Origin of the sequence: Terrimonas ginsenosidimutans (assembly GCF_022012415.1) — a bacterium.
GTDB classification, from domain to species: Bacteria; Bacteroidota; Bacteroidia; order Chitinophagales; family Chitinophagaceae; genus Terrimonas_A; species Terrimonas_A ginsenosidimutans.
Genome location: NZ_JAKLTR010000013.1, coordinates 74,287 through 88,676, shown reverse-complemented (window position 1 = coordinate 88,676; position 14,390 = coordinate 74,287). Strand labels below are relative to the sequence as shown.

11 protein-coding genes and 1 tRNA gene are annotated in these 14,390 nt (G+C 46.6%); 2 read left to right on the top strand and 10 right to left on the bottom strand.

The window, feature by feature from the left end; translation table 11 throughout:
- Positions 1 to 98: 98 nt before the first annotated feature.
- Positions 99 to 2,345, bottom strand: a complete 2,247-nt coding sequence (locus LZZ85_RS19080; RefSeq protein ID WP_237874947.1) for a RelA/SpoT family protein — start codon at positions 2,343 to 2,345, stop codon at positions 99 to 101.
- Between the two features lie 128 nt (positions 2,346 to 2,473).
- On the opposite strand from LZZ85_RS19080, the gene LZZ85_RS19075 reads away from it, so the two are divergent.
- A tRNA-Leu gene (locus LZZ85_RS19075) sits at positions 2,474 to 2,555 on the top strand.
- 92 nt (positions 2,556 to 2,647) lie between these two features.
- Positions 2,648 to 4,039, top strand: coding sequence for a trigger factor (gene tig / locus LZZ85_RS19070; protein ID WP_237874946.1), 1,392 nt, complete (start codon positions 2,648 to 2,650; stop codon positions 4,037 to 4,039).
- Between the two features lie 117 nt (positions 4,040 to 4,156).
- Here tig and LZZ85_RS19065 read toward each other — a convergent pair whose 3' ends face one another.
- From LZZ85_RS19065 to LZZ85_RS19025, 9 genes are all read right to left on the bottom strand, one after another.
- Positions 4,157 to 5,878 carry a vWA domain-containing protein gene (locus LZZ85_RS19065; protein ID WP_237874945.1) on the bottom strand — a complete coding sequence of 574 codons (1,722 nt, stop codon included), beginning with the start codon at positions 5,876 to 5,878 and terminating at the stop codon, positions 4,157 to 4,159.
- 213 nt (positions 5,879 to 6,091) lie between these two features.
- Positions 6,092 to 6,628, bottom strand: a complete 537-nt coding sequence (hpt, locus tag LZZ85_RS19060) for a hypoxanthine phosphoribosyltransferase (RefSeq protein ID WP_237874944.1) — start codon at positions 6,626 to 6,628, stop codon at positions 6,092 to 6,094.
- Positions 6,629 to 6,645: 17 nt separating this feature from the next.
- The gene (locus LZZ85_RS19055; RefSeq protein WP_237874943.1) at positions 6,646 to 7,680 is read right to left on the bottom strand and encodes a glucosaminidase domain-containing protein; all 1,035 of its coding nucleotides are present in this window, start codon (positions 7,678 to 7,680) and stop codon (positions 6,646 to 6,648) included.
- A gap of 13 nt (positions 7,681 to 7,693) precedes the next feature.
- Positions 7,694 to 8,332, bottom strand: coding sequence for an O-methyltransferase (locus tag LZZ85_RS19050; protein ID WP_237874942.1), 639 nt, complete (start codon positions 8,330 to 8,332; stop codon positions 7,694 to 7,696).
- Between the two features lie 37 nt (positions 8,333 to 8,369).
- A complete protein-coding gene (locus LZZ85_RS19045) occupies positions 8,370 to 9,848 on the bottom strand; it encodes a sodium:solute symporter (RefSeq protein WP_237874941.1) in 1,479 nt (492 codons plus the stop codon).
- A gap of 99 nt (positions 9,849 to 9,947) precedes the next feature.
- Positions 9,948 to 10,586: a hypothetical protein gene (locus tag LZZ85_RS19040; RefSeq protein WP_237874940.1), complete on the bottom strand. Its 639-nt coding sequence runs from the start codon at positions 10,584 to 10,586 to the stop codon at positions 9,948 to 9,950.
- A gap of 35 nt (positions 10,587 to 10,621) precedes the next feature.
- Positions 10,622 to 11,077, bottom strand: coding sequence for a hypothetical protein (locus tag LZZ85_RS19035; protein ID WP_237874939.1), 456 nt, complete (start codon positions 11,075 to 11,077; stop codon positions 10,622 to 10,624).
- 2 nt (positions 11,078 to 11,079) lie between these two features.
- Complete coding sequence (locus LZZ85_RS19030; protein WP_237874938.1) at positions 11,080 to 12,480, bottom strand: FAD-binding oxidoreductase; 1,401 nt, start codon at positions 12,478 to 12,480, stop codon at positions 11,080 to 11,082.
- Between the two features lie 825 nt (positions 12,481 to 13,305).
- Positions 13,306 to 14,340 carry a PorP/SprF family type IX secretion system membrane protein gene (locus LZZ85_RS19025; RefSeq protein ID WP_237874937.1) on the bottom strand — a complete coding sequence of 345 codons (1,035 nt, stop codon included), beginning with the start codon at positions 14,338 to 14,340 and terminating at the stop codon, positions 13,306 to 13,308.
- Positions 14,341 to 14,390: the final 50 nt, after the last annotated feature.

Sequence of the window (14,390 nt, the reverse complement as noted above, 5' to 3'; positions counted from 1 at the left end):
TTGTTTACAATCCTTTCCCCCACTCGAAAAATACCGGTAAAGTGAAAAGGCGGCAAGGCAATATTTAATCCGTAATGTTTTACTATCCTTTACTGGTGTTAAATTGAAGCGTCTTCCGTATCATATCGTTCAACAGATTCGATGCCGGGAAGCGACTTCAGGCGTTGAACCAATTCATCCAGTTCTTCCTTGTCATGCACGAAGACTTTGATGTTTCCCTCGAACAGCCCTTCTCTCGCATCCACACTAAGCGCGCTGATATTGATCTTCATTTCTCCCGAGATCAGGCTGGTGATCTTATGTATCACACCTACGTCATCCATACCCACGATCTTAAGACCAGTAAGGAAGGAGATCTCTTTGTTCTTCGCCCATTTGGTTTTTACGACCCGGTGTCCATAGTTTGCCAGAAGCTTTGCCGCATTCGGGCAATTCGTCCGGTGAATGGTCAATCCTTTGCCGGTTGTTACAAATCCGAATACATCATCTCCCGGAATGGGTTTGCAGCAATTCGCCAGGTTATACACGATACGGTCACTGCTTTCACCAAAAATGATCAATTCCGCATCTTTCTTATTGGAATGATGATTAGGAGAGAATTCCTGCTTGAATTCCTGTACTGTTTTTACCGGACGTGGGGGCTCCAGTTTGTCCCCGATGACCGTAAACTCCTTCAGATCTTTCAGATCGATATTCTTTACGGCTACCTGGTAAAAAAGATCGAGCTGGGAAGGGAGTTTGTAAAAATGAACAACCTCTTCTATATTCTCTTTGCTGAAGGCAGCGCCAAGGCCTTCAATCTTTCTTTGTACAGCATACTTTCCTTCATCAGCAATGGCGCGCTTCTCTTCTTTCAGCGCATCCTTGATCCTGCCGCGTGCCTTTGCCGTTACAACAAAGCCCAGCCAGTCTTCAGAAGGCTTTTGCTTATTGCTGGTAATGATCTCAACCTGATCTCCACTGCGCAACTTATGACTGATCGGAACCAGCTTATGATTCACTTTAGCCCCGATGGTTTTTGAACCGATGGCACTATGGATAGAAAATGCAAAGTCCAGCGCCGTTGATTCAACCGGCAGCATCTTTACATCGCCTTTAGGCGTATATACATAGATCTCTTCCGCGAGGAAGCTTGTTTTGAATTCCTGGAGAAAATCGATACTGTCTGCTTCCTGGTTGCTGATCACTTCGCGGATCTGCTGGAACCATTTATCAAAGCGGCTTTCATCGGCTGTTCCCTCTTTGTACTTCCAGTGCGCTGCAAGACCTTTTTCAGCGATCTCATTCATTCGTTTTGTACGGATCTGCACCTCCACCCATTTACCCTGAGGGCCCATCACGGTGGTATGAAGTGCTTCATAACCGTTCGACTTGGGATTGCTCAGCCAGTCGCGCAGACGCTCCGGCGACGGCGTGTATTCATCCGTGATCATGGAATATACTTTCCAGCAATCCTCTTTTTCTCTTTCTGTGGGAGAGTCGAGGATAACACGGATAGCGAAGAGATCATATACTTCTTCAAAGTCCACTCCTTTCTTCTTCATTTTATTGGAAATGGAATGGATGCTTTTGGGTCTGCCGTATAGTTCGAACTTAAAATTGGCCCGTTCAAGCTTTTCCTTGATAGGCCGGATAAATTCGTTGATGTATTTGGACCGTTCCCGTTTTGTTTCCGCGAGTTTCTGTGCAATGTCTTTATATGCTTCCGGCTCCATGTATTTCATGGCCAGGTCTTCCATTTCGGTCTTTATATTATAAAGACCCATCCGGTGAGCGAGTGGAGCGTAGACATATACTGTTTCGGAAGCGATCTTCAGCTGTTTTTCGCGTTTCATGCTTTCGAGCGTACGCATATTATGCAGGCGATCGGCCAGCTTGATCAGGATCACTCGGGGATCATCGGTGAGCGTCAGCAGGATCTTTTTAAAGTTCTCTGCCTGTGCTGAAGCATTTACGTCGATCACATTAGAGATCTTGGTCAGCCCGTCTACGATCCTTGCGATCTCCGCCCCGAATTCGCGTTCGACATCTTCCAGGGAAATATCCGTGTCCTCCACCGTATCATGAAGCAGGGCACAAATAGTTGAGCGGACGCCAAGACCGATCTCCTCCACACAGATCTTGGCCACGGCCAGCGGATGAAGGATGTAAGGTTCACCGCTTTTCCGCCGCATGGTCTTGTGAGCGTCCGCCGCCATTTCAAAAGCATTTCGGAGCAGATCCTTGTCTCCCGGCTTGATCTTAGCTTTCAGGGACCGCAAAAGTGAACGATACTCCCTGAGAATCAATTTCCTCTCCTGCTCTTCATTCAAATTATATGTGGGCGTTTTCGCGATTGTTTCCATCCGTAGAGTTGTACATACGAATTTACGAAAAAACTGGGCGTTTTCTTTCATTGAAAAGACCTACATTTGCACCCCGGATTAAATCCGGGGTGACATCGCCCATATTGAGTGATGGCTCCTTACCTGAACCGGATGTGGTGAAATTGGTAGACACGCCAGACTTAGGATCTGGTGCCGCGAGGCTTGGGGGTTCGAGTCCCTCCATCCGGACAAACAAAGTTCAAAGGTTTAAAAGTTTAAGGGTTTATTGTAAACTTCTAAACTATTAAGCTTTTGAACTTTTAAACTTTTAAATAAGCGTCATGGCTACAGTTACTAAAGAAAACATCGGCTTGCTCCATGAGAAGCTGACGGTGAAGCTGGAAAAGCAGGATTACCTGCCATCTTTCGAAAAAGCACTCAAAGATTATAGCAAGAAGGCAAATATGCCTGGTTTCCGTAAGGGCATGGTTCCTGCGGGACTGATCAAAAAAATGTATGGTCCTTCTCTGTTCACAGACGAAGTATTGCGTTCTGTTGACCGTGAACTGATCGGTTATCTGCAGAATGACAAGGTGGAGATCTTCGCACAGCCCCTTCCGCTGGATACAGATATTCGCCAGCTGGACGTACAGAACCCCGCAGATTACAGTTTCCATTTCGAGATCGGTTTGAAACCTGAGTTCCAGCTGATGGACCTCGGCTCTGCAAAAATCGACCGTTTTGTGGTTGATGTTACGGATGAAATGGTGAACAACGAGCTGGAGCGTCTGCAAACGCGTTATGGCAATACGCAGGATCAGGGCTCTGTTACCAATGAAGAAAACATCCTGAACGTAACCTTCTCCGAAGTTGACGAAAACGCCAACGAGATCGAGGGCGGGATCAGAAAAGAGAATTCTCTCCTCGTAAAATATTTCAAACAGGACTTCCGCGCAGGTCTGATCGGTAAGACTGTTAATGATTATGTGGTTGTTGAATTGAACAAGGCATTTGAAGAGAAAGAACTGGAGTTCATCCTGAGCGATCTCGGTCTTGATAAAAATGATCCTGCTGCCGCACAAAAGCACTTCAAGATCCAGATCACCAAGATCGGTCTGCTGGAGAAAAAAGAACTGAATGAAGAATTCTTCCTTCAATTGTATCCCGGCGGCGAAGTGAAAACTGAAGCCGACTTCCGCAACAAGATCAAAGAAGAGATCCAGGCTTACTGGAACTCACAGGCAAGAAATCAGATCCACGATCAGCTGTTTCATCAGCTGACTGACCATACTTCTATCAGTTTCCCTGAAGCTTTCCTGAAAAAATGGATCAAGACGCAGGGTACGGAAGGACAACAGGAAGAGAAAAGTGACGAGCAGGTTGAAAATGAATTCCCAACTTTCCTGAATCAACTGAAATGGACCCTGATCACTGATAAGATCGTTCAGGAAAATAATATCCAGGCTACACCGGAAGAGGTTCGTGAGTTTGCAAAACAGCAACTGATGGGCTATATGGGCGGTATGGGTGCCGGTGTTGGCGATCAACCATGGGTAGCGGATTACATCGAGAAAATGATGAAAGACCGTAAATACGTGGAGGATGCTTACAACCGTATTCAAACACAGAAAGTGTTTGAATGGACAGAAACAAAGATCAATCCTACGGATAGAGCAATCAGCTCAGAAGAGTTTACGAAAATGGTGGAAGCGCATCAGCATCACCACCATTGATAGGTTGGAGCTTCCAGCTTGGTCCAAAAGTTCAAAAGTTTAAAGGTTTAATAGTTTAAAAGTTACCAGCGTAACATTAAACTATTAAACCTTTAAACTTTTAAACTATACCTAAGATCAGTTTCCTGATTGCTTCTTACGTTTTTTGGAGTACAGCACTTTTGCCTGTTGCACTAACGATACGAATTCCCGCTGGTTGATATCATTTAGATTGGCGGTAGCATTGGCCAGCAAAACAAGATCATTCCAGTTGAGGGCTTTTGATACTGCTGATGCGCGCAGCATCGAACCAAACATAGCCACCGCTGAAGAGAAGCGATAACATTGATCTACTTTATCGAAAGGTTCGAAGTTGTAGTAGCTATTGTATAAAAACTCTTTCTCCACAGAATCCCTTGGCAGGTTATAACGCAGCTTGAGTTGTGCCATCCGTTCGATCATAACCGTATCTGTTCTCAGGGTAGGTTCTATCTCGAAAACACCCATCATGGAATAACCGGAACCGATCTCTCCACCTTCGATCACTGCCAAAGTATCGCTGAGAGCTCCGGCCTTATTATCAAAGCCGATCAGCTTATATTGCCTGACATAATTGGGATTGAATTCAATGTTCAGGTAAGCATCATCCGCGACCGAATACAGTGTTTGTGTAAACTCTTTCAGCAATACTTTTTCTGCTTCGGCGAAATTGTCCAGATAGGCAAAATTTCCATTACCCTTTCTTGCCAGCGTCTGGATCTTGGAGTCTTTATAGTTCCCCATTCCCACACCAAGGCAGGTCAGATAGATGCCTGACTGACGATGCGTGGAGATCAATGTATCAAGATCCGCTTCGGAGCGTAACCCAACATTAAAATCACCATCAGTAGCCAGCACGACGCGATTATTTCCACCCGCCATATAATGTTTTTTGGCTACGCTGTACGCCAGCTTAATGCCCGACTCGCCCGGAGTGGTTCCTCCCGGCTCCAGCTCATCAATGGCTTTGATGATCTTTTCCTTATCCGCGCCGCTGGTTGCATCAAGCATAATTCCTGTAACGCCGCCATACACGACGATCGAAACAGAATCTTTTGCACGAAGGTTATTGACCAGCATCCGGAAGGCAGACTTGAGAAGCGGTAACCGGTTGGTCATATCCATCGATCCGGATACATCGATCAGGAAAACAAGATTGCTAGGTGGCAGGGTATCAAGGTTCAATTTACGGGCAGACAGGTTAACGAAATAGAGTTGGTTGGCCGGATTCCAGGGACAGTTGGTCACTTTTGTCTGTATTGAAAACAGATCTTTCGGTTTTGGCTCTGTATAATTGAGGTTAAAGTAGTTCAGCATCTCCTCCACCCTCACTGCGTCCGGAGGTACGATCGAATTAAGCGTGATGAACCGGCGGATATTACTGTAGGAAGCCCGATCAACATTCAGCGATACGCCTGTGGACGGATAACCTTTCGCATTTACGAACTGGTTCTCGACGATGCTTACATAGGTCTCATCACCGGCAAACCATCTCCGGTGATCTTCCTTCAACATACCTTTTGTCAGTGAAAGCAGCTTATAGGGCCTTGCAGAGTTCGCTGAAGCGGGTGCTGTTTTCAATTTCACCGACAGGAATGCCTCTGCATTCGCCGCCACTTTCTCCGTTCGATAGCCGGGATGAGCAAACTGAAAACTATCCAGCAAAAAGTTAGTAGTAATGCCAAAAGTGCCGGAAGATCCACTTCGGAAAAGATAGCCTGTGCGCAGTTGGGTAATGACCACGTTCTGCAAAACGTTGCCCGCCTCGTCTTTCACCTCTCCACGCAAATAGTATTGCTGTGCAGATAATGACGAGCCCAAACAAAGCAGATAGATAAATATGGAAGCGGCGGCCTTCAAAACATATCGGAATAAGAGCAAACAGGAATGCTCGCGAACTAACGCGAACCTTTGCGAATAACCCAAATCACGGCTAATTAACGCAATTAGTAGGAAAAAAATTGTAAGTCATACATTTTTATGGAATTACCCCTGAAATCAGCCCGCAGTCGCACTTTTCGCGGCCACTAGCGTTCATTCGCTTACCTGGTAGATCTCCTTAAGATTCCGTCCCAGCCCGTCATAATCAAGCCCGTATCCCACTACAAATTTGTTAGGGATCTCAAAGCCCACGTAGGCGAGGGAAAGCGGGAACTCGGTTGCTTCAGGTTTGTGGAGCAGAGTCGCGATGCGCAGCGATTGAGGTTGCTGGTGTTCCAGCCTCGGCAGGAAGTGATGCAGGGTTTTGCCAGTGTCCACGATATCTTCAACGATGATCACATCTTTACCAAACAGGTCTTCGTCCAGGCCGATGGAAGTAAGCACTTTCCCCGAAGACTGCATTCCTTTGTAAGAGGCAAGTTTAATGAAACAGATATCCGCATCCACTGTCAGGTGCTTGAACAGATCTGAGGCGAACATGAAGGAGCCATTCAGGATCGCTACAAAGTAGGGGCGCTTGCCGGCATAGTCTTCGTTGATCTGTGCCGCGAGTGCTTTCACCCGTTGCTGTATCATTTCTTCCGTGAGATAAGGTTCGAAAGACTTATCAAGTACTTTGATCAAGGCCATGGCTGAACAGTTTCGTTTTAGTTAGATTCCCTTTTTGCAAGTTTAGGTACAGATGGGGCCGGACCGCGGAGATACAACTTTTCTCCTGCTGCTGGTCGCATATGTTCCTTCAGTTGGTTGTATTCCAGCAGAAATTCGAGTCGTATTGCTTCGGTCTGAGAAATATCGCGAAGCGTTTCGCCAGCCCTGACAATATGGAACTCGTTGTGCCCTTTAGAACGTTTTCGTTGGATGTATACCAACTGATCAGAAGGTAATGTTTCTACCTGTGCCATTTCATTGAATTCAAACAGGCGTCCAAGTGGAACGTTGTATTGCTGGGCGATGACAAGCATTGGCGTTCCTTTCGCCCCATAGATCACGCGGGTATCGTTGATCCGGAATTCGCCGGCGGGATAACTCACCGGCGCAAGTTCCATTTGCCCGGGATCATCATCACCCGCTGGTGTAGTCTGAGAAGCGTTTTCTCCGGCTGTGGTTGAGCTATCTGTTGGTGTGTTGCCACCGGCAGCAATGTCAGACCGCTCCATTTTCCCCAGGGCGATCAGGCTGTAATCCTGCAATTTGTAGGTTTCTATTAGGCGGATAATGATCACGGGGTATTTAGGATTGGTGGCATATCCCGCTTTTTTCAGGCCATTGGCCCAACCTTCATAATCGAGTGGATCAAGTTTGAAAAGACCTGCATATCGCTGGTTATTCTTCAGAAAATTGGAATGATCCTTATAAGAGTCTTCGGCAGCAGGATATTTTCGGAAGCACTCGCCCCTCGCATCATCGTCATGCGACACAGATTCACCGGCCCAGTTGGACTTACACTTGATCCCGAAATGGTTGTTTGACTTCTGGACCAGAACGCTGGTGCCGGCCATCGTTTCGTGAATTCCCTGGGCGAGTTTTATCGAAGCAGGAACGCCTGTGCGTTGCATTTCTGCGATCGCCAGTTCTTTATACTTTTCAATATACTCCTCGATGATTCCCGCCTCCTGCGCATGTAAAACTACACTCGCCGTCAGCATTGCAATAACCCAAAAAGCTCTGATCTTTTTCATGAATATTCTTTTATCACAGTTTGCGTAGCAGGTAAAGCCCGTCACGCAGGGTAATGATCATTTTATCAATATCGTCTCTTTTCATCACCGCTTCGTTAAAAGCCTGGATAGCTTTGGCGCTTTTGCCTTTCACGGGTTCGGTAAGTACTTCTCCATGAAAGAAAATATTATCGGCTAATATAAAACCGTTTTGCCTTAAATCAGGCAAAACCAATTCCAAATATTCGGTATACGAGACTTTATCGGCATCGATGAATACCAGATCCCATGTCTCCGTCAATGTGGGAATGATATCTTTTGCTGTGCCATTGTGCAGGATGATCTGATCCTGGTAAACAGAACGGTCAAAATAAGCTCGAGCTATGGCTGCATCTTTCTCCCGCAGTTCGATCGTGTGGAGTACTCCATCCTGCTGTAGTCCTTTTGCAAGACACAATGCGCTGTACCCTGTGAAGGTGCCTATCTCGAGGATCCTTCTGGGTTTGATCATATGGCTCACCATCTCCAGCAATTTACCCTGCAGATGGCCGCTGAGCATATGCGGCTCGGAATGTTGGTGTGTGGTATATTCTGCTATCTCTTGCAGCAGTGCATCTTCCGGGGAAGAATACTTTTCAGCATAAGATTGAACAAGAGGGTTGATGAGATCCACGGGATTAACTTTTCACAAAGTTAACGCCATTCGCCCGCTATTGAGCCACGGGTTGCTGTTTTTTGGAGATCATCCACAGGCCTATAAATGTCAGCAAGCCATTGATAATGATCAGCTCCAGCCCAATCTCAAAGCCCCCAAACAGGCTTTTCTGGTTGTAATCGATCACAAGGCATAATAACGGAGCTGCTATTGCTATCGCCGGAACAAGTTTATCGTTCACACTGCGCTTAGTGATAATCCCAAAAATAAACAGACCCAGCAACGGACCATAGGTATAACCCGCCACTTTTAATATCACCGTGATCATACTGGGGCTGTCAACTGCCTTAAAGATCATAACGAATAGAAGGAAGACTGCCGCGAAGATCAGGTGAACGGATTTACGTGTTTTACTTTGTTTCTTTTCATCCCAGTCCGCTCTTCTTTTCATTCCAAGAATATCAATACAAAAGGATGAAGTAAGTGCGGTAATTGCTCCATCAGCACTCGGGAATAAGGCTGAGATGAGGGCAATGATAAAAATGACGGAGATCACAGGAGGCATTCCGGAGCCAAGTGCGATCGTTGGGAAAAGTTTGTCCGGCGGAACGTTCACTCCATTTGTTCCCGCATAGAGGTATAGCAATCCGCCAAGAAACAGGAACAGGAGTACCACACCGCCCTGTATGAAAGAGAAAGTCAGCATGTTCTTTCTTGAATCTGACAAATTCTTTACACTGATATTTTTTTGCATCATCTCCTGATCCATGCCTGTCATCGTAATAGTAATGAATGCCCCCGCCAGTATTTGCTTTACAAAGAATAGCCTGCTGGAGGGATCCCAAACAAATATGTCGGTGAGTTTGCTTTCCTTCATTGCTGCGAGGCCTTCTCCGAAACTAAGGTTCATTGCCTGGAGAATATAGATCACACAGATGATAAGACCTGCAAGCATACAGGTTGTCTGGAGTGTATCCGTCCACACGATCGTTTTAACACCCCCTTCAAACGTATACAATAAGATCATCAGCAGGATGATGAGTGTGGTAAGCCAGAACGGCATTCCAAAGCTGGAGAGGATAGAATCCTGCAGAATTTTTACCACGAGGTAAAGCCTGGCGGTTGCGCCAAGTGTTCTCGAAAGAATAAAAAAACTGGAGCCGGTTTTATAAGACACAAACCCAAGCCTCGTATTCAGATAACTATAAATGGAAGTCAGATTCAGCCGGTAGTAAAGCGGCAATAATACATAGGCGATGATAAAATAGCCAATGATATATCCGATCACTATCTGGAAATAGGTGAAGCCCTCATATCCCGCACCGAAAGGTTTGCCGACTGCCCCGGGTACACTCACGAAAGTTACACCGGAAAGCGACGTTCCGATCATACCGAAGGCTACAAGGATCCAGTTACTGTTACGGTTACCGATAAAGAAAGAGTCATTATTGGAATTGCGTGATGTATACCAGGCAACGATCAATAACAAAACGAAGTAACCTATAACGAAAGAGAATAACAGACCTGCGGACATAAGACAGTTTTTAGCAACCCGGTGAGGGTTAAAATTTTCTGAAGGTAAACAAAAATGTAATCAGTCAATTTTTGACTGACCCGCATAAACACGCAATGGTTACCTGTAGCGATTCTGGAAAAGGCCGACATTCACTCCGGCCCGGATGATCGGCACCATATCCACCACGTATGAAGAAGGGTTTGCGGGATCATACACAACATTCACATAAGGTGAGTTCACATCTTTGATCACGTCGAATAATACCGCGATATAAAAAAAGGTATTCGATCCCGGTTGCCTTCCCGACGCAAAACCGCCGCCCAGCAGGAATGAAGGTGCGTTGCCCGTTTCCTTGAACGTTGCCGAGCCTGCACCAGAGGGAATATATTTAACATTGAAAAAGTTCTTTTCATATTGTGCCTGGGCAAACAGGAAGTTCACGGGGTACAGGCGGGTGAATACGCCGGGACCGAAAGTGGTTTGCCTGAGTTTATCACCCGGCACTCCACGATAATTGCGGATGCTGCTATAAACATAATTGACCACAACGCCCGCATCTACCCAATCTGCAAGTTTATAACCAAAGATCGGATTTGTGCCAAGCACTGTCTGGCTGTTAAAAAACGAAACAGTGAGGCTACCCCCGGTAAACAGGTTTTCTTTCTTAAACCCCTTTTTCTCTGCATCCTCATCCTGTGCCTTCACAGACAAGACGAATAAAGAAGCTGTTAAAAGCAGAATAACGGTCTTTTTCATCTAAGTTGTTTTTTGTTTATCAAATCTATACTTCGCTATGTCAACTGACCTAATACCCTTTCTTCACGTGGATATTTTACCAGAAAGGACCCCAGCAATGCTGCGCCGAAGATCTGGTAGAATGAGTCGCTGGTGAGCAGCAGCAATACAATGCAAAAGAGTACCGGCGCTTCTATCAATGCCAGATAAACGATCAATGACGATTGATATTTCGTAAGCTTCGCAGATAATGGTTCCGATGAATTCTTCGCCATCTGCGTGGTTTTCAGGAAATGCCTTCTGCCAATCCATCCGCAGATAAAAGTTAACGAAACGGACGCCACCAGCAACCAGGTGCGGTGTACATTTATGTCAGGTTGCAGAGGCCCTTCAGCCGTTACAAAAACGATCGCTCCCAGCAACATAAAACATAAAAATGCAGCCATTGCGATAAAGATCAGCCGGATGGTCTTAAGCTGGCGCTTCTCCTGTGGTGTTAGTGTTTCATTCATATTCAGGCATCGAAGATTTTTCCTGCATTCAGGATATTATTGGGGTCAAATGTTTTTTTGATCCCTTTCATCAGCGCAAGTTGAACCGGGTCAAATACGATATCGACATAAGGCTTTTGGATGAGGCCTACACCGTGTTCACCGCTGATCGTTCCTCCCAGACTACGGGTAAGTTCGAACAGATCACGCAGGCTTTTTGTCATTGCCTCGTCTCCGTAACTGTCTGGTGTACCCTCTTTTTTGATGCGGATATGGAGGTTGCCGTCACCGGCATGACCATAGCAAACCGCATGAAAACCCTGTTGTTTCCCCAGCTCTTTTACGCCTTTCACCAATGCAGGCAATTCCGCCCGGGGAACGACGGTGTCTTCTTCGATGGTATAACCGGCGATCTTTACTGCTTCCGCGGTACGTCTGCGCAGCTTCCAGAGCTCCGCTTTTTGCTGCGCGTCGTCTGCAAAGAAAACTTCGCCGCCTTCATATTGCATCATCAGCTCTGCGATCTGTTCCATCTCGCTCATGAGGATATCCATATTATTGCCGTCCACTTCAATGATCAGGTGAGCAGCAATATCATCGCTTACGGGTACTGCGTAGCTATCCACCATACGGCTGACGATCTGCAGGGCGTCTATCTCCACCAATTCGAGTGCGCTGGGCGTAAAGCCGGCCCGGAAGATGGCGCTCACCGCTTCGCTGGCTTTTTCGAGAGACGCAAAAGGCACCAGCATCAGCAGATCATATTTTGGAAGCGGGATCAGCTTCAGCACTATTTTGGTAACAATCCCAAGTGTGCCTTCACTTCCGACGATCAGCTGTGTAAGATTATAACCAGTGGAATTTTTCAATACATTGGCACCTGTCCAGATAATATCGCCGGAAGGCAGTACTATTTCCAGGTTCAGCACATAGTCCCGCACCACACCATATTTCACCGCTTTGGGGCCACCACTGTTCTCAGCGATATTGCCTCCGATAAAGCAGGAGCCACGGCTGCTCGGATCCGGGGGATAGAACAATCCCCTGGCTTTTACTGCATCCTGCAGCACTTCAGTTATCACGCCCGGTTCGGTAGTCACCTGTAGATTTCTTTCGTCAATCTCAATGATGGTGTTCATCCTTTCAGTCGACAGCAATACTCCTCCCAGATGCGGCAATGCACCACCGCTCAGGCCTGTACCGGCACCTCTCGGTGTAACAGGGATGCGGTGTTCATTACAGATCTTCATGATCGCACTGATCTCCTGCGCGGTTCTGGGTTTAACGACCACGTCGGGAAGAAAGCTCAACGTTTCTGTTTCATCATGGGAATAGTGCTGCAGCGATTCTTCGTCAACAAATATGTAGTTGTCGCCACAGATCTCTTTGAAAGCCTGGATATGCTCTCTCTTCAGGTTGTTCATGGTGTAAAAATCGGGAAAATGTGCGATGGTTGGCCTGCCGGCCGACACATTTAGGAAATATTGAAGAGGCCGCAAAAAAGGATCAGGTGCAAAAGTTGATGCAATGAGTTCTTCAGCCTATGTTACCTGTCGTTTATTCACCGCCATACTCCCGTTATTTTCCCGGAAGATCCTGTGTTTTTCCCATGGATTCGCTTTAGCCTAAAGCGATCTTTACAACAGAGAAATTTCTTAGTCACCGTCATTTTCAGGACTGGTGGAGGAGGGCAGTCCTGAAAAGGGCGGTGCGTTTTTTTATTGCATCTATGATCAAAACAAAGAAGAATGAGATAGGAATTGTGGAATGATACAATTGAAAAGTGGGCGACGACAGTCAAACGCAGCAATGCGGTTGCTGTCGTATGCCCATTTCTGGCCTGCGCGCGCGGCTATGAATGAATTAGCGTGCGCGACGGGTATATGGATCGTAGCGCGCGGCGGTGAATGGATCGCAGTGCGCGATGTGCATATTACCCCGCCCGGGAAGGTATAGAGCCCCGGGACTTATTAAACCTTCTGTGATATACTAATCTTTAAACTTTTAAACTTACCAAACCCACCAAACCTTCCATCCCCAACTTTTGTTCCTGATCCTGCTAAGTCCGACGGGTTTCCCTCCTACTTTCCCATAGCCGCCCGCTTACAGACAGGGCGCCGCAGGAACAATGTCAGGAGCTGCAAAGAGCGCAACGAATCCCTCTTTAACAGGTGATTCCGTTGCGCTCTTTCCGTTCATCTCGTGATGCTTGCTTATGCCAGTTGATTATCAAGATTAATCGAAGCTGTTCAATAGGTTTTGAAAGACGGGCACATGGCTTCTCTCCTGTTGCCTTTATACTGATCAAACAAACCTTCTTTCACCAGTGAAAGCTCAAATGCCCCCCTGCTGTTGTTATAGTTCTTCAGTGTTGAGATCGTGGCGTCATAGGTGAACGTGAACACAAAATCCTTGTAGCCCAGCCCAACCATGGGAATGATAGCATCACTGTTCCGGTAATACAATCCTCCGATCAGGATATTTTCACCATCACCGGAAAGATTATACCGTGCATTGGCGCCGAGCAGCCATTCATAGGATTTCGCCTGCAGAGAGAAATAGCTGTTAGGATTAATGATCCACTGGTCGTTCAGTTTGAAACTTCCGTTTATAAATGCCGTATGACGAACAGGGATCCTGTTGCTGATCCCGGGCTGTTCAGCAAAGAAAGATTCACGTGGCCGGTTGATATGCATCGTAGAAAAGCCCACATTGAAATAGGTTCTTTCATCAGGGAAAAACGCATAGTTCAAGCCAGCCTGTATGTCAAGATAGCTGATATTATTGGCGGCAAGGGCAACGCTGGTTGGTAAATGACTATCGAAGAAATGGCCGTCGAACTGATCTGGAAATTTCAGGTTGGTGACATTGATCTGTTTGTTAGACCAGCCAACATTGAAACCCATACTCAGCAGGCTTCCCAGATTCAGCATCTGGTGATAAGCCACAGAGCCATACACTTTGGTTGACGTAAGATTGCCACTGCCCGCAACATCCCGCATGATCACACCACCAACGCCAACCCAGCTATTATCCCGTTCTGCAATCTGAACATCGCCGAAGGCGCTCATGGTCTTATAGGGGATCGCCATCACGGAAGACCACTGATTCCGGAAGTTTGCACCGAGTCGATAGTCTCCCTCTGGTATAAACCCTGTGTTGGCCGGATTAGTTACCAGTGGGGAATTCATAAACTGTGAGAAATGCAGATCCTGTGCGTGTATTGACGGCACCGCGGCACAGCCAATACATATCATGAATGCGAGTCTTTTTAGTTCCTTCATATCTCTGATCCTCCTTTTCCCGGTTTGCTACTACAGGCCGGATGGTTTAT